We start from the raw sequence: 16,914 nt of genomic DNA on the forward strand, positions 1-16,914 counted from the left end.
TAATTAGAGGGAGCTTGCTCCCTTTTTTCGCTGCAAGATGATTGATAACTAAAATGATAAATTTTCAGCAAGTCAGTAAAACATATCCAGGTGGCCATCGTGCCCTTGAAAAAGTCAGCTTTCATATTAAACCTGGCGAATTGGCCTTTTTAACAGGGCACAGTGGTGCAGGTAAAAGTACCTTATTGAAGCTCATTAGCTTGATGGAGCGTCCATCGGCGGGGCAGGTGCTTATTAATGGTGTTGATTTAAATGCAGTTAAATCCCGTCAGATCCCTTATGTTCGTCGCGATATAGGTATCATCTTCCAGAATCATCGTTTGCTAGAACGTTACTCAGTGTTTGATAATGTTGCTTTGCCTTTAATCATAGAAGGTACACACCATAAGCAAATAGCTAAGCGTGTTCATGGTGCGCTTGATAAAGTTGGGTTACTTGATAAAGCAAAGTGTAATCCTGCAACGTTATCGGGTGGTGAGCAGCAGCGGGTTGGTATTGCCCGAGCTATCGTAAATTCACCACCTATTTTACTAGCCGATGAGCCAACAGGTAACTTAGATCCTGAGCTTTCAATGGACATATTACGTTTATTTGAAGACTTTAATAATCATGGTACAACTGTGCTCATTGCAACTCACGATATCGGCTTAATTGCGCGTATGCGTTATCGCAGTCTAACGCTGAAAGATGGTCGCATGATTGAGGACCCTTTAGCTGAGGGGACGCTATGAGTTTATTATTTAAAAGTCGTAATAGCCAAAACGAACGTCAGAAAAAGTCATTTTTAGCTGCGCCTTACTTCTTCTTTATTAACCTTATTCGTCAAGGAGTGCACAGCCTAGGTGAAATGTGGCGAACGCCTCTTGCTTCATTGATGACAATTGCGGTATTAGGTTTAAGCTTAACGCTCCCTGCGACACTTTATTTAGTAGTTAAAAATGTCTCTCAAGTAAGCAGTGGCTTTGAAGATGCTGCAGAGATTTCGTTGTTCGTAAAAGAAACCATGACTGAACAACAAACGCAGACTTTAGTTAAGCGTTTAGCACTCTACCCTGAAGTAGATAAAGTGGAGTTTATATCAAAAGGCGATGCCCTCACTGAATTCAAACAAGTATCAGGATTTGGTCAAGCACTTGAGTATTTAGATGCTAACCCGTTACCTGATGTTGTTATTGTCACACCCACAGCACGATACCGTCAGCCTAATACGGCAAAGCAATTATTACAAAAGCTGGAAGCCGAAAGAGAAGTTGACTTTGGTAAGCTAGATATTGCTTGGCTTGAACGCTTAAACGCACTTTTAAGTTTATTAAAAGAAAGCGTGATTACCATCGCTCTACTATTATTAACCTCCGTTACCCTGATCATTGGTAATACGATCCGTTTATCGATCATGGATAAGAAAGATGAAATTCAAGTGATGAAGTTAGTAGGGGCGACAAATACCTTTATTCATGCGCCATTTTTATGGACGGGTATTTGGTACGGCATTATTGGTGGTTTGTTCTCTTTTATTTGCGTTGCTTTAATGATGTGGTGGCTTGGCGCTGCGGTGAGTGATGTTGCTGGCGTATATGAAACCAACTTTGACTTAATTGGCTTAACACTGAAAGAGTTTGGCATTTTGGTTGCCCTTGCAACAGGGTTAGGATTTGTTGGTTCTTACCTATCAGTTAACCGCTACATAAAAGAAATTGAACCCGATAAAGTGTAACAATTCGTTGTTACACTTCGTTTTTAGCGATAAATAGTATTCGCGTAAATTTTTAAAAATATCACTCCAAGCTAGAATTCATCGCTTATTCAGCGTGTTAGCGTAGACTAAAAATAGATACAAAAACCACTTGATTTGAACTTTAAAAAAGTTTTTAATTGAAGTTAGCACTCTCGCTTAAAGAGTGCTAAGATGGTTTCAAATGTTTATCACTGAGGTGAAAAATGAGTAAAGATTTATACGCAATGGCACTTACTGCAGGTCAACAGAGCGCAAGTATGGACGGCTACCTTCAAGCGGTTAGCACTATTCCTATGCTTGATGCAGAGAAAGAAAAGCAGTTGGCGACTCGTCTTCAGGAAGAAGGTGATCTTGAAGCTGCGAAGCAACTCATTATGTCGCACCTGCGCTTTGTTGCTCATATTGCGAAAAGCTATTCAGGTTATGGCTTACCGCAAGCTGATTTAATTCAGGAAGGTAACATAGGTCTGATGAAAGCGGTAAAACGTTTCGACCCAAGTGTAGGTGTCCGCTTAGTCTCATTCGCAGTACATTGGATCAAAGCCGAAATTCATGAGTACGTACTGAAAAACTGGCGTATCGTGAAAGTTGCTACAACAAAAGCGCAACGTAAATTATTCTTCAACCTACGTAAAAATAAAAAGCGTTTAGGTTGGTTTAACCAAGCTGAAGTTAGCACAGTTGCTAATGAGCTAGGTGTAAGTGAAAAAGAAGTACGTGAGATGGAATCACGTATGAGTGGCCAAGATATGGGCTTTGACTTAACGGGCGATGACAATGACGACGCACCGACAAGCACATACTCGCCAGTACAATATTTAACTGATGGCAGTGCAGATCTTGCTGATGATATCGAAGAGCAGCAATGGCAAGAACAGTCTCATGCACGCTTATTCAGTGCGTTAAAAACGCTTGATGAGCGTTCACAAGACATCGTAAGTGCGCGTTGGTTAGCTGACGATAAAGCAACACTGCAAGAACTTGCTGAGAAATACAATGTTTCAGCAGAGCGTGTTCGCCAGCTAGAAAAAACAGCGATGAAAAAACTGCAATCAGCTATGAGCTAATAGCAATCGCTATAGCAAACCATCTTTAGTAGACTACAAAGCCTCGCAAATGCGGGGCTTTTTGTTTTAAAGGACGCGGTATGTCACAGATTGATTATCAACACGTATTAGATGAAATAACAAAAGAAGTTCAGCCATTACTGAGCCAAGGTAAGGTTGCTGATTATATTCCTGCGCTAGCAGAGGTTGAACCAAACCAATTCGCAATTGCAATTCATACCGTGGATGGGCAAACCTATTGCGCTGGTGACTGCAGCACGCGTTTCACGATTCAATCTGTCTCAAAAGTAATGACCTTAACCTTAGCGCTTCAGCGTTATGGCGATGAATTATGGCAGCGAGTCGGAAAAGAACCTTCAGGCACTGCTTTTAACTCACTCACACAGCTTGAGTTTGAGCAGGGCATACCACGCAACCCATTTATTAACGCCGGTGCTATTGTCACCTGTGACGCTTTATACAGTCGTTTATCTGCACCGATGCACTCTATGCTTGAATCATTTCGCCAGTTATCAGGTAATGCTCAGGTTGTTATTGATAAGAAAGTGGCTAATTCTGAATATGAGTTTCGTCACCGCAATGCCGCGATGGCGCATCTAATGAAGTCATTTGGCAACTTTAATAATGAAGTTGATGATGTTTTATGGGCTTACTTTAACTTCTGTGCCATAGAGCTGAACTGCGTAGAATTAGCAAAAGCTTACAGCTACTTAGCGAACCAAGGTAAAGATGCCAATGGGCAAGAAGTACTTAGTGCTAGACAAAACAAGCAGTTAAACTCGTTACTGTTTACTAGTGGTTTATACGATGCTGCGGGGGATTTTGGCTACCGTGTGGGTATGCCGGGTAAATCTGGGGTTTCGGGCACTATTTTAGCTGTGTTACCGAATCAATTTACAGTGGCTGTTTGGGCGCCAAGACTTAACTCATATGGGAATTCAGTTGCTGGGATAGCGGCTCTTGAGCGTTTATCCCAGAAACTGGATATTTCTATTTTTTAGTTGCGGTTACTGATCCCAGTAAACTTGCTCTAAACAATCTTCACGTTCTGGTAAGCCACGAGATAAACGTGGTGAGTGCTGAACCAGTACTTCATAACTCGCACGGTTAGCGTATTTACTGATTTGTGCAAGTGATGAGTAAGTTATTGCAGGTTGTTGATGCTTCGCTGAGTTTGCCACATTTAGTTTGTGGTAAACATTGGCTGATAAGTCATGTAGGACCGCAGCAAGAGCGCAATCGCCTGCGCCATTAGTGTTTTTAATACTATCAGGGCCGCCCATAAACGGTGCTGTGTGGCTGTATGCACGGATAGGGTTTTGGCAGTCCTCTTTACGCATTGCGCGCGAAAATTCATAACGGTTAAAGTCAGCAATTGCACCTGGTAATAATGGGTATTCTGTTTCACGCTTGAATGAATCGTCTACGTAACCTGCCATAAATAAGCCTTTTTCGCCGGCAGTACAAATAACTAAATCAGTCCAGTCTAGCGCTTTGTCGGCAGCCAGAAGCGGATCCTCAAAACCTGTAATAGCAAGACCTTCTTCTTCGTTCATAGCAAGAATATCAACATGTTCTTTAACAAAATCAGCCCACCAAGCTGGATCTTGTTCAATTAAGAACTTAGTACCAAGGGTTAAAACCACAGGAACACCTGCATCATTGGCATATTTTACTGCCTGCATAGTGGCTTCTGTCATGGTTTCATCACCTTGAGTACGCATCAGATATGCGCTGATCACTAATGCTGATGAATTTTCAATAAGAGCTTGATCGATTGATTCAGGGCGAAGGTGATTCATAAGCCCTGCACTAATTGCGAAGGTGCGTTCACCTGTCTCGTCAATTAAGGTAAAACAGCGACCAATTGGGCCATCTACAGGCTGAAGATAGTCAAGGTCAACGCGGCTAGAGGTGTTACATAAAAAACGGTATGCATAGCTGCCGATTTTGATATTTTCACTCATTACTCCTAACAACACTGAGCGGTCGTCAGCAAGTGTTGAATAGTTGTGCATGGTGTTACCTACCGTACCACCGGCAAACTCATAATCGATCATGTTATCGAGTTTCAGTCTGTCGTATAACGCATTGGTAATATCGTTTTCGATCACTTGCGACATGCCACGGCGCAATTGAAATTCATCTAGGAAAGCTTGATCAACTTTCGCTTCAATATCCACCACAATTTGGTCGATACCCGTAATATAACTACGTTGTAGTCGGTCGGTTGAGTTAAGTTGATTCGTCAGTGGATCTTTGGCTTCCACCGGAAAATAATGTTTATGCCTGCGGCGTCCAGGAAATTTCATTTGCTACCCGTGTTGTAAGCTAAATAAAAAAAGCGCGAGATTATAGCGCAATATGGGTCTATTGAGCCATGAAAAAGCCACTAAATTTTGCGTTAATTTTTAATTGTAGCAGCATTTATTGCCGACATTTTTCACTAACTAGGTATAATTACTCACAGTTTTACAAGATTTGTGTGATATATGAGCGAACAATTTAGCGACGAGTATTGGATGGAGAAAGCATTGAGCTACGCCAATGAAGCGGCTGCGATTAATGAAATTCCAGTTGGTGCAGTACTCGTAAAAGACAATCAACAGATCTCTTATGGCTATAACCGCTCAATTATTGATAACGATCCATCAGCTCATGCAGAAATGATGGCAATCCGTGAAGCAGGAAAAGTACTTAACAACTATCGCCTAATAGATTGCACTCTGTATGTAACTTTAGAACCTTGTTCGATGTGCGCAGGCCTTTTGGTTCATAGCCGTATTAAGCGACTTGTATTTGGCGCTAAGGATGCAAAAACAGGATCGGCAGGCTCAATTATGAATCTTCTACAAGAACCTAGGCTTAATCATCAAGTTGAAGTAACTAGTGATGTTATGAGTGAGCAGTGTGGAGCGGTGATTTCTAAGTTTTTTAAGCGTCGTAGAGAAGAGAAAAAGGCGGCAAAGCTGGCTGCTCGCAACGCCTAGTTAGACAACCGGCGTTGCAGGAACTTGTGCTTCCATTAACTGCATCGCAAATAGGCGGCGACGCCAGATAACTTTTTTGTGTGTATTGCGTAGCATGATACGACGACGTGTAGCCGTTGAGTAAATAACATTTCGCTTGAACTTATGTGTCTTGCGTCTTCTTTTTAACATGTGTGCTCCTTAAGTGAGAGTAAAGCATTATATTGATCTCTACAGGAAGATAATGATCATTTGATGACAAGTAAACAGATTTCGGTGCTTGAAGTTAGTTGTTTTCTGACTTCTGCTGCTCTGAGTTAGTTTGTTGAGTGTTGTCGCTTGGTTTTATTTCGCTTGCCTCTGTTGCAGGTTTTGCTTCTTCAGCTGTTTGTTGCTCGCTCTCGGGATTAGCAATAGCATCATTTTCGTCAAGCCAAACTAACGCATCGTAATAACGACGAATATTATCAACATATTGCACAGCGACATCGCCCCGCGCATAACCATATTTGGTTTTACGATAGTAACGCTTTTTAATTAAAAGAGGTAAGCGCTTTTTAACATCAGCCCATTTGTCAGGGCTTGCACCTTCTTGCTCAGTGATGATACGAGCGTCGTTTACGTGTCCCCAGCCAACATTGTAAGAGGCTAAGGCAAACCAAGTTCTGTCAGGCTGTGGGATGCGTTCAGGGATCCAAGAGATCACTTTGGCAAGGTACTCTGCACCGCCTTTAATATTTTGCTCTGGTTCTAATCGATTAGTTACGCCGACCTGTTTTGCAGTTGCTTGAGTGAGCATCATAATACCACGCACACCCGTTGGTGACTTAGCTCTTGGGTTCCACATTGATTCTTGATAACTCAAGGCTGCCAGTAATCGCCAATCTATGTTGCCAGCGTATTGCTCAAACCAAGGTTGGTATTTAGGTAAGGTCTCTTTTATTGCTTCGATATAAGCTAGGGTGTTCACATAATTAAACTGGCGAACATGGCCGAAGTATTTTTCTTCTAGAACATAAAGCTGGTTGCTTTGTTTTACGTCACCAAAAAATGGCACCATCAAGGCATATAAAGAATCGTCACCATCTTTTCTTAGTAGCCAAGCGATAGGGTCATTACGCGTAACCGAGAAACCTATGCTTAAATTTGGGTGGTAGCGGCGAAACAACGACAAGGTGTGTGAATCAGCTAGGGTATAATCAATTTCACCGTCGATAACAGCTTGCAGAAGCTCTTCTTCATCCATGTCTTCTGTTTCGTTCCAGCTGAGCTCTGGATTCAGCTGTTTTAATTGTTGTAGCGCCAACGAATGGCTGCTTTTTGCTAGAACAGTTAGGTTACCGGTTAAATCTGAAAACTCACGAGGACGAGTACGGCCTTGTTTATAGACCAGCTTTTGGCTAATTGTGCGATAGGTCGGGCCGAAGCGATAATGTTCAGCTCGAATCGTATTATATGTAAGACCTGAAGCTATTATATCTAAATCGCCACTTTCTAAGCGTGCGAACATATCGGATAGATTAAAAAAGGGCACCATTTCAAGCTCAACACCAACATAGTCAGCAAACTCTTGAGCGAGTTCATATTCAAAGCCTTGCACACCTTGCGGTGCTTGATAGTAATTACTCGCACCAGCTAAAGTGCCGACTCTAATTTTGTTCTGTGCCTTGATATGAGCGAGTTGCGAGGGTTGCTGTTGCATATCGCACGCACATAACATGAGCACTAAACTAAAAATAGCGAGTAACTTTTGCATAGATTATAAATGCCCCTTAAACCATTACGTTACCGTTATAACAAAACTTCAAAGCCACGTCACTTGGCGAATAGTTTTATATATCTATTTAAAAATTAATAATCGTAACAGGGGGAAGGTAGATAAGTCATACAGAACAAGAACCTGCAGAAAAATAATGAGTACTAAGATAGTTAATTGATGTGACCATAATAGCGGTTATCGAGATTATTTAAATAAAAGCGTAATTTTGAGTTAAATCTAGACGTTATTTGCACTATAATATGCGCCTAAAATATCGTTCAATCCCTAACCCCGGATGAAAATACCTATGTTGATCCTTCGTGGTGCACCAGCACTTTCCGATTTTAGAGTTCAGAAAATTTTAGCGCGTTGCCAACAGGCACAACTTCCAGTCACTGACGTTTATGCTGAGTTCATGCATTTTGCAGATCTCACTGCTGAACTTTCAGCTGATGAGCAAACAAAGCTGGAAAAACTGCTTACTTATGGTCCAACGATTGCTGAGCACACGCCAGCAGGCACGTTAATTCTTGTAACGCCGCGTCCAGGTACTATCTCGCCTTGGGCATCAAAAGCAACTGACATCGCACATAACTGTGGCTTAAGCCAAGTTCACCGTGTTGAGCGTGGTATTGCATACTACGTTGAAGGTAATCTATCAGCTGATCAAACAGCTGAAGTTGCAGCGTTGTTACATGATCGTATGACTGAAGCAACTCACGCAGATATGGCTGATGCAGCTAAATTATTCCGCCACGATGACCCGCGTCCAATGTCATCAGTTGACATTTTAGGTGGTGGCCGTGAAGCACTTGCTAAAGCAAATGTTGAGCAAGGTTTTGCGCTTGCAGATGACGAAATCGATTACTTAGTAGAAAACTTCCAAAAGTTAGGGCGTAACCCGAACGACATCGAATTATTCATGTTTGCACAAGCAAACTCTGAGCATTGTCGTCACAAAATCTTTAACGCTGATTGGACAATTGATGGCATCGAGCAGCCAAAATCTTTGTTCAAAATGATCAAAAATACTTACGAGCAGAACCCTGAAAACGTGTTATCGGCATATAAAGATAACGCAGCGGTAATGAAAGGTTCGGTAGCGGGTCGTTTCTTCCCTAATCTTGAGGGTGAGTACGCGTACCATCAAGAAAACATCGAAATCTTGATGAAAGTTGAAACTCATAACCACCCAACTGCGATTGCGCCATTCTCAGGTGCATCGACTGGTTCTGGTGGTGAAATTCGTGATGAAGGTGCTACAGGCCGTGGTTCTAAGCCTAAAGCTGGTTTAGTTGGTTTCACGGTATCTAACCTACGTATTCCTGGCTACGAGCAACCTTGGGAAACTGACTTCGGTAAGCCTGGTCGTATCGTTAATGCACTTGATATTATGACAGAAGGTCCATTAGGTGGTGCGGCATTCAATAACGAATTTGGTCGTCCTAACTTACTTGGTTACTTCCGTACATACGAAGAGAAAGTATCAAGCCATAACGGTGAAGAAGTACGTGGTTACCACAAGCCAATCATGCTTGCAGGTGGTTTAGGTAACATTCGTTCTGAACATGTTCAAAAAGGTGAAATCCCTGTAGGTGCTAAGCTAATTGCACTAGGTGGTCCGGCAATGAACATCGGTCTTGGTGGTGGTGCTGCGTCTAGTATGACATCTGGTCAATCAAACGAAGATTTAGACTTTGCATCGGTACAGCGTGAAAACCCAGAAATGGAACGTCGTTGTCAGGAAGTTATCGACAAATGTTGGCAGCTAGGTGATGCAAACCCAATCGCTTTCATCCACGATGTGGGTGCAGGTGGTCTTTCAAACGCATTCCCTGAGCTTGTAGACGACGGTGGTCGTGGTGGTAAATTCCAACTTCGTGACATTCCAAACGATGAGCCGGGTATGGCACCACACGAAATTTGGTGTAACGAATCTCAAGAGCGTTACGTATTAGCAGTTGCGGCAGAAGACTTCGCGCGCTTTGAAGCAATCTGTAAACGTGAGCGTGCAGAATACGCTGTTATTGGTGAAGCAACAGAAGAGCGTCACTTAACGGTTGAAGATAGCCACTTCGGTAACAGTCCTGTAGATCTTCCGCTTGATGTATTACTTGGTAAAGCACCAAAAATGCACCGCGAAGTTGAATCGAAAAAAGCCCAATCGCAACCATTAGACATTGCTCACATCGATGCTGCTGATGCTGCACAGCGTTTATTACGCTTACCAACGATTGCTGAGAAAACATTCTTAATCACTATTGGTGACCGTACGGTAACGGGTTTAGTTGCTCGTGACCAAATGGTAGGTCCTTGGCAGGTGCCAGTCGCAAACTGTGCGGTAACCGCTGCTGCGTTTGATACTTACCACGGTGAAGCAATGTCATTAGGTGAACGTACACCAGCTGCACTTTTAAACTACGGTGCCTCTGCTCGCTTAGCTGTGGCTGAGTCTCTAACTAACATCGCTTGTGCTAACATCGGTGGCCTTGAAAATATCAAGCTATCTGCAAACTGGATGGCTGCAGCTGGTCACCCTGGCGAAGATGCGGGTCTTTATGAAGCAGTTAAAGCTGTAGGTGAAGAGCTTTGTCCTGCACTTGGTTTAACAATCCCTGTGGGTAAAGACTCAATGTCTATGAAAACTCAATGGGATGAAGACGGTGAACAAAAATCTGTTACTGCACCATTATCGCTGATCATCACTGCATTTGGTCGTGTTGAAGATGTTCGTAAAACAGTAACCCCACAACTACGCACTGATAAAGGTGACTCATCACTATTATTAGTTGATTTAGGTGCTGGTCAAAACCGTATGGGTGCATCAAGCCTTGCACAGGTTTATAAGCAACTAGGTGATGTGACACCTGATGTTGATAACCCAGCATTATTAAAAGGTTTCTATGACGCAATGCAAGCACTTGTAGCTGATAATAAGTTACTTGCTTACCATGACCGTTCAGACGGTGGCTTATTCACTACGGTTGCTGAAATGGCATTTGCTGGCCACACGGGTGTAACTGTTGACCTTGCAGGCTTAACAGGTTCAGACATCGAAGCGCTTTATAATGAAGAGTTAGGTGCAGTGATTCAAGTAGCTAATGACGATTTAGACGCAGTTAAAGCGGTTCTTGCCGACCACGGTCTAGCTGCTATCAGTCATGAAATTGGTACATTAAACGCTGATGACCGCGTGGTATTCACTCGTGGTGATGATGTAGTACTTAACCACACGCGTACTGAGCTTCGTACTATTTGGGCTGAAACAACTTACCAAATGCAAGCACGTCGTGACAACCCAGAATGTGCTAAGCAAGAGTTTGATGCTAAGTTTGATGCAAAAGACCCAGGTCTTAACGTAAAACTAAACTTTGACCTAAACGAAGATGTTGCAGCGCCTTACATTGCTACAGGTGCGAAGCCGAAAATGGCGATACTTCGTGAGCAAGGTGTTAACTCTCACTTAGAAATGGCTGCTGCATTTAATCGTGCAGGCTTTGCTGCGGTTGACGTTCACATGAGCGATATCCTTGAAGGTCGTTTAAAACTTGAGCAATTTAAAGGCTTAGTGGCATGTGGTGGCTTCTCTTACGGTGACGTACTAGGTGCAGGTGAAGGCTGGGCTAAGTCAATCTTATTTAATGAGATGGCTCGTGAGCAGTTCCAAAGCTTCTTCCACCGCGAAGATACATTCAGCTTAGGTGTGTGTAATGGCTGTCAAATGCTTTCAACATTGAAAGAATTGATCCCAGGTACTGAGCACTGGCCACGTTTCGTGACGAATAAGTCAGAGCGCTTTGAAGCTCGCTTTAGCCTTGTAGAAGTGCAAGAAAACCCATCAGTATTCTTTAATGGTATGGCAGGTTCACGTATGCCTATCGCTGTTTCTCACGGTGAAGGCCATGCTGAGTTCGCAAACGCTGATGCAGTTAAAGCAGCGCTTGAGTCAGGTACTGTGGCAGTGAAGTTTGTTGATAACTACGGTAATCCAACTACGCAATACCCAGCTAACCCGAACGGTTCACCAGAGGGTATCACAGGTATTACTTCTACAGATGGTCGTGCAACGGTTATGATGCCGCACCCAGAGCGTGTATTCCGTACGGTTGCTAACTCATGGCACCCAGATGAATGGCGTGAAGATAGCCCGTGGATGCGTATGTTCCGCAACGCACGCAAAAACGTTGGCTAGAAGCTATGTGCTTAGCTATACAAGCTAGGTTCATACAAACCGTTTAAACTAAAAAGGCTGCACTATCATGTGTGGCCTTTTTGTTTATAATGATCTGAGAAGCGAGAAGCGAGAAGCGAGAAGCGAGAAGCGAGAAGCAAGGAGAGTTTTTTGAGTTTTAAACGGATAACCGTAGGGTTGCTAGGTATCGTGCTAAGCATGGTGCTTTTGGCGTATCTGTTCAGATTACCACTGACATCGTGGTACTTAACACCTATGCTCAGTAAAAATGGCGTTGCGCTTCATTGTATTGATTGGTCATTAACCAGCAAGCTTGATTTAAATATCGAGAAATTATGTTTAACCTACCAAGGACAGCAAATTGAGTTGGCTGGTATTATTGCTAATAAGCAGCAGGTAACAGTTTCTCGCGCTAATCTCACTCTTAGCAATCAGGTAAGTAAACAACCTGACTCTTCACAAACAGAATTCAAAAAGCTCGCTTTAGTATTACCAGAGCAAAGACCGCTAATTAGCATTCAGCAGCTTGATGTAGTCTCACCGTTTACCGACAATCCTGTTAGGTTGGCGATACAGGAAAAACGCTTAAATCACTTTACGATTTCACGTGATATCAGTGCAGACGTTGAAATATCAAATTATGAAGTGAAAGCCAATCTCACCCTTGATGAGAAAGTGCTTGAACGATTCATCAAACTGCCCAAAAACAGCCATTTTACTACTCAGTCACAGGTTAAGTTTGATGGTATTACGGTTGCTATTGAAAGCATGGTAAATGTAAATTATCAGCACGCTTTAGAGCAATGTGACTTAAGTTTTGCTACTGAAGGGAGCCTGAGTGCAAAGTACCAACTAAATCAACAGCATCTAAACGCGGATTTATCAGCTTTACGGAATCAATTTAGTGCACACCAAGATTGTTTTATCTCTATAGCAAACCAACAGTACCAATCATTTATTAGAGCGCAGCTGCCGCTTGCTTGGCAATTGCAAATTGCAGAACCGTTAAGTGTTGATGGTGAGTTGCTATCAGTCCCTATAGTTAAGCTGCAAGCAAATGAGGGGCAAAGCGAGATAAAAGTAAGTAATACGTCACTTTCTTTACAGAACCCGCTCACATCACTTAAAAGCCAAGTTGGCATTCATTTTAATAGTGAAGATATAAGTGAATTTAAGCTTGATGCTCATTTAAATGATGGAACTGTTAAATCAGGTTTTCAGCTGTCATTGAATTCATTACCAGCATTTTTAGATTTACAGGCTGACGGGATTCAGGCTAAAGGAAAGCTAAACATTGATGAGTTATTTGCGAGTCCAATAGTTGCTCAATTGAATGCAAATGTAAGTGTTAAAAACGCGCTTATATCGGATGCAACGATAGCTGACTTTACTAGCACTATTGACGCTGAGCATAATGCCCAGCAGCACTTAATTGTTAAAGCTAACAGCAAGGTTAAATCATTAAATTATAATGATATTAACGCAGCAAAAATCAGTAATGAGCTAACTCTCAGAACAGACCTAAGTGTGGGGGAGTTATTTGCTGATATTGATGCCAAAACCTCTGCCGCCAAATTAACAACTCCGGAGCTTACCTTAAATAAGTTGTCCGTCGTTACAAAGGCACTACAAAGTCGCGCCTTACAGGCAACGCATCATGTGTTTGCAGATGGCTTTGAAGTGCTAATTAGCCACCATATGTCTGAGGTTGCGCACCCATTTGAACTCGTGATACCAGAGCAGACAATTGCTAAGCTTAACCCTATAATTTATCAGTTTGAGCCCCTTGCTACCGTCACTGATGGGGTTGTTTCGGGCATTATTAAAGGTGATGTAAATCTTCAACAAGCACAGGGTAGTTTGCACATAGATAAATTCAGTGCGCTTTACAACGATTACCTCGCGAACGATTTTGCTGTGGATCTAAACGGGAAGTTTAATTCAGGGCAGCTTAATATTGCAGCGACTAAATTTACACTTAATGAACTGCGTGCAGGTGCAGTGGTGAAAAATATACAGGGTCAGTTGCAGGTAACGGCTAACCAGCCTTGCGCAGCTAATCTAACTGGTCAGGTTATGGGGGGGGAATTTGTGGTGAATAGCTACTGTCCACTGAGTGATAACCAAACCGCGACTGTTAAGTTTGAAAATATTGATGCCAGCAAACTGATCACCCTTGATGCTGAGTCTGGAATTAGTTTAAGTGGCCGCTTAGCGGGCACCTTACCTGTTGTAATAAGCAAGCAGGGGGTAGAAGTAAAGCAAGGGCAGCTGGTTAATCAAGGTGACGGTAAATTACTGATCACCAATAATGCAGGTTTTGAAGCTGTAAAGGCACAGCAGCAGGAACTGAGCACAACGCTGAGTTTACTTGAAAATTTAGATATTAAAAAACTACGTAGTAGTGTTAATCTCAAACCAGATGGTTGGTTACATTTAGGTGTCAATTTAGAGGGTTATAATGAAGCGCAGCAACAAGCGGTGAACTTTAATTATAATCATGAAGAGAATGTATTTACTTTACTTAGGGCACTGCGTTTAAGTGATGAAATTACTCAAAGAGTTGAGAAAGAGTATGCAAAAAAAGGAAGCAATGATGGCTAAGTGGTTAGTAATGCTGACGGCTGTAGGCATGCTGAGTGCCTGTACTCACCGTGTAGAGGTGGCAGCAAAAGAGCCGATTACAATCAACTTAAATGTAAAAGTTGATCATGAGATCCGCGTAAAAGTGGATAAAGAACTTGATACCTTATTCAGTGATGATAGTGAATTATTCTAAGGAGCAAACATGCGTAAATTACAACTTAAAAAACTAAATGTGATCACCATGATCAGTGCTGTTTGTTTATCTTTCTCTGTATGGGCTATCAGCCTTGATGATGCAAAGAGCCAAGGGCTAGTGGGTGAAAACAGCTCAGGCTATTTAGGTTTAGTGGTTAATAACAGTGAAGCAAAAGCGGTGGTTGAAGAAATAAATGCAAAGCGCAAAGAGCAATATTTAAAACTGGCGAAAAAGAACAACCTCTCTTTAGCGCAAGTTGAAGCACTTGCAGCCGCTAAAACTATCGAGAAAACTAAGCCGGGTCACTACATTGAAGTGAACGGTCAGTGGGTAAAAAAATAACTCACTTTATTAAACGAATCAGTACAAAACAGAAAAAGCCAGCACTGCTGGCTTTTTTACATTTACACGATTGGTAAACATTAGCGTTTATCGATGCAGTTTTGTAACAATTGCTGCCAAAAGTCGATGCCTTTGCGCCTTGCAAGTTTAATATTGTGCTCCGGAATAGACTCTGGTTCATTGTAGTTATCTAACGCTTCGCTCATACTGGCTTCACGAATCAAATGCAGTGTCGGGTAAGGTGCACGGTTGGTATAATTTGCAGCATCGCTGTCATCACTGTCAGCAAAGACATAGTCAGGGTGAAAGTTGGCTATTTGATATTTACCTTCATAACCTTGCGCAGCTAAAAGCGCATTGGCTAAATCGATTAAATCTAAGAACTCTTCAAAGTCCTTAAAGCCTTGTTCAAACATCAAAAGGGTTGTTTCGCGCTGTGCTTGCTGATCTAACTCGCTACACTGCTCAAGCATATCCATTACTGCATCATCAAGTGTAATAGACTGACTGATTTGATAATGAATGCAATTGCTTTCAACTTCTTTACGGGCAAAGGGGCAGAAATTGTATTTTACGATTACGCTTGATACCCATTCGCGCATTTGTTTTTCTGGGCGATTCATCGCTTGTTTTGCAGTCACATTCTTTCTCTATTCTATTTCTCTAAATTACTTTTCTAAGTAAAGCTCAATTAAATTGACCGTTTTACTGATAGCACCTTGATTATTAGCAACGCATTTTGCAGCTTGTTGACCAAGCTTAATCGTCTCCTGTGGATTAGCACTCAAAGAGATAAGTGTGTCAGCTAGTTGGTTTTCATCGATGACAATTTTAGCTCCTTGAGCACTAATCAGCTCAGGATAAATATGGTCAAAGTTATAGGTATGAGGACCTGCTAATACCCCAACAGAAAACGCTGCTGACTCTAATGGATTATGGCCGCCTCGCTCTATTAAACTTCCGCCAACATAACTGATGTTTGCCACACCATATAAGCATTGTAACTCGCCTAAAGTATCAGCTAGCACAACTTGTTGGTTGTCATAGTTATCTTCACTACGACGACTAAAGTTCATCGTTGAGCTTTTTAATATCTCTGCGACTTTATCAAATTGCTCTGGGTGACGCGGAGCAATAATCAAAAGAGCGTTGGGTAAGGCTTTTAACAGCTTTTCATGAGCACTTAAAATAAGCTCATGTTCAACAGGGTGAGTGGAGCCTGCAACCCAGATAAATCGCTCGTTGTTATATTTGTTTTTAAGTGCTGCGACTTTATTTAATTGCTCATTTGTTGGCGTAATATCAAATTTAATTGAGCCAAATACGCGTGCCTTTTCAGGCTTTAAACCAAGCTCAATAAAACGTTTGGCATCATCTTGATTATGACTGGCAAGGTCGCTAATAGACTGCATGATCACTTTAGTTAAAGGTATTACCTTTTGGTAGCCTTGCTGTGATTTGGCTGAAAGTCTGGCATTTAACACAAGAACTTTTGTGCCGTAGCTGTTGCTTTGAGCCATAAGGTTAGGCCAAAGTTCAGTTTCTAAAATACACAGTACCTTTGGCTTGATACGTTTTAAAAATCGACGCGTAGCAAAGAAAAAATCAATCGGTAAATAACAGCTGCTAACAGAGTCTTTAAAGTTATTTTTTATTTGTTCGCGGCCTGTAGGGGTGTTACAGGTTACTAAAATAGTAAGCACTGGATTTTCTGATTGAACGGCCTTGATAAGCGGGGTTGCCGCTAGCACTTCACCTACAGAGGCACAATGAAAAACAACATCGTGATGCGATAAATTCGAAAAGCCAAAGCGCTCAGCAAAGTGCTCACGGTAACCCTTATTCTTTTTCCCACGTAAAACATACAGGTAGAAAATAACCAGTGGGCTTAGTAGGTATAAAAGTAAAGAGTATAAAATGCGCGCCATTGCCTAGCCTATATGGATAAAACGTTATGATAGCGTGGAACCTACGCGATCTAAATATAAAATGTTAAAAACGGTTATCAATGAGAGTTTTAAGTGTTTACTATTGGCTTATTTGGTAGTATTTCGGTTACTTAACAAAT

The 16,914-nt window shown here is 42.0% G+C and carries 14 protein-coding genes; 9 read left to right on the forward strand and 5 right to left on the reverse strand.

Going from position 1 to position 16,914, the window contains the following annotated elements:
* Nucleotides 1-53 precede the first annotated feature (53 nt).
* The 4 genes from ftsE to glsB all read left to right on the forward strand — a co-directional run bounded on the left by ftsE (nt 54) and on the right by glsB (nt 3,803).
* Complete coding sequence (ftsE, locus tag J3455_RS08030) at nt 54-731, forward strand: cell division ATP-binding protein FtsE (protein WP_130050616.1); 678 nt, start codon at nt 54-56, stop codon at nt 729-731.
* The gene (gene ftsX, locus J3455_RS08035) at nt 728-1,714 is read left to right on the forward strand and encodes a permease-like cell division protein FtsX (protein ID WP_130050617.1); all 987 of its coding nucleotides are present in this window, start codon (nt 728-730) and stop codon (nt 1,712-1,714) included. The genes ftsE and ftsX overlap by 4 nt, the downstream gene beginning before the upstream one ends.
* A gap of 224 nt (nt 1,715-1,938) precedes the next feature.
* Nucleotides 1,939-2,802, forward strand: a complete 864-nt coding sequence (rpoH, locus tag J3455_RS08040) for an RNA polymerase sigma factor RpoH (RefSeq protein ID WP_054551048.1) — start codon at nt 1,939-1,941, stop codon at nt 2,800-2,802.
* 80 nt (nt 2,803-2,882) lie between these two features.
* On the forward strand, nt 2,883-3,803 hold the full coding sequence (gene glsB / locus J3455_RS08045; protein WP_130050618.1) for a glutaminase B: 921 nt from the start codon (nt 2,883-2,885) through the stop codon (nt 3,801-3,803).
* Between the two features lie 6 nt (nt 3,804-3,809).
* Here glsB and J3455_RS08050 read toward each other — a convergent pair whose 3' ends face one another.
* A complete protein-coding gene (locus tag J3455_RS08050) occupies nt 3,810-5,114 on the reverse strand; it encodes an inosine/guanosine kinase (protein ID WP_130050619.1) in 1,305 nt (434 codons plus the stop codon).
* Nucleotides 5,115-5,294: 180 nt separating this feature from the next.
* Here J3455_RS08050 and tadA point away from each other — a divergent pair, with 180 nt between their 5' ends.
* Nucleotides 5,295-5,792, forward strand: a complete 498-nt coding sequence (tadA, locus tag J3455_RS08055) for a tRNA adenosine(34) deaminase TadA (protein ID WP_130050620.1) — start codon at nt 5,295-5,297, stop codon at nt 5,790-5,792.
* Here the strand turns inward: tadA and J3455_RS08060 are convergent, their stop codons facing one another.
* Both J3455_RS08060 and mltF read right to left on the reverse strand, forming a co-directional pair.
* Nucleotides 5,793-5,963 carry a hypothetical protein gene (locus J3455_RS08060; RefSeq protein WP_167658517.1) on the reverse strand — a complete coding sequence of 57 codons (171 nt, stop codon included), beginning with the start codon at nt 5,961-5,963 and terminating at the stop codon, nt 5,793-5,795. It abuts the gene before it with no gap.
* A gap of 94 nt (nt 5,964-6,057) precedes the next feature.
* Nucleotides 6,058-7,527, reverse strand: a complete 1,470-nt coding sequence (gene mltF / locus J3455_RS08065; protein WP_130050621.1) for a membrane-bound lytic murein transglycosylase MltF — start codon at nt 7,525-7,527, stop codon at nt 6,058-6,060.
* 310 nt (nt 7,528-7,837) lie between these two features.
* On the opposite strand from mltF, the gene purL reads away from it, so the two are divergent.
* The 4 genes from purL to J3455_RS08085 all read left to right on the forward strand — a co-directional run bounded on the left by purL (nt 7,838) and on the right by J3455_RS08085 (nt 14,846).
* On the forward strand, nt 7,838-11,722 hold the full coding sequence (gene purL / locus J3455_RS08070; protein ID WP_349561500.1) for a phosphoribosylformylglycinamidine synthase: 3,885 nt from the start codon (nt 7,838-7,840) through the stop codon (nt 11,720-11,722).
* Between the two features lie 150 nt (nt 11,723-11,872).
* Entirely contained in the window at nt 11,873-14,326 is a 2,454-nt protein-coding gene (locus tag J3455_RS08075) for an intermembrane phospholipid transport YdbH family protein (protein ID WP_349561501.1), read from the forward strand.
* Nucleotides 14,319-14,501, forward strand: coding sequence for a YnbE family lipoprotein (locus J3455_RS08080; protein ID WP_054551055.1), 183 nt, complete (start codon nt 14,319-14,321; stop codon nt 14,499-14,501). The genes J3455_RS08075 and J3455_RS08080 overlap by 8 nt, the downstream gene beginning before the upstream one ends.
* Nucleotides 14,502-14,510: 9 nt before the next feature.
* On the forward strand, nt 14,511-14,846 hold the full coding sequence (locus J3455_RS08085; protein ID WP_130050624.1) for a YdbL family probable chaperone protein: 336 nt from the start codon (nt 14,511-14,513) through the stop codon (nt 14,844-14,846).
* Nucleotides 14,847-14,926: 80 nt separating this feature from the next.
* Here J3455_RS08085 and J3455_RS08090 read toward each other — a convergent pair whose 3' ends face one another.
* Both J3455_RS08090 and waaA read right to left on the reverse strand, forming a co-directional pair.
* Nucleotides 14,927-15,469 carry a DUF1415 domain-containing protein gene (locus tag J3455_RS08090; protein ID WP_349561544.1) on the reverse strand — a complete coding sequence of 181 codons (543 nt, stop codon included), beginning with the start codon at nt 15,467-15,469 and terminating at the stop codon, nt 14,927-14,929.
* Nucleotides 15,470-15,514: 45 nt separating this feature from the next.
* Nucleotides 15,515-16,774 carry a lipid IV(A) 3-deoxy-D-manno-octulosonic acid transferase gene (waaA, locus tag J3455_RS08095; protein ID WP_130050625.1) on the reverse strand — a complete coding sequence of 420 codons (1,260 nt, stop codon included), beginning with the start codon at nt 16,772-16,774 and terminating at the stop codon, nt 15,515-15,517.
* Between the last annotated feature and the right edge of the window lie 140 nt (nt 16,775-16,914).

Origin of the sequence: Pseudoalteromonas sp. NFXS39 (genome assembly GCF_040148775.1) — a bacterium.
GTDB classification, from domain to species: domain Bacteria; phylum Pseudomonadota; class Gammaproteobacteria; order Enterobacterales; family Alteromonadaceae; genus Pseudoalteromonas; species Pseudoalteromonas apostichopi.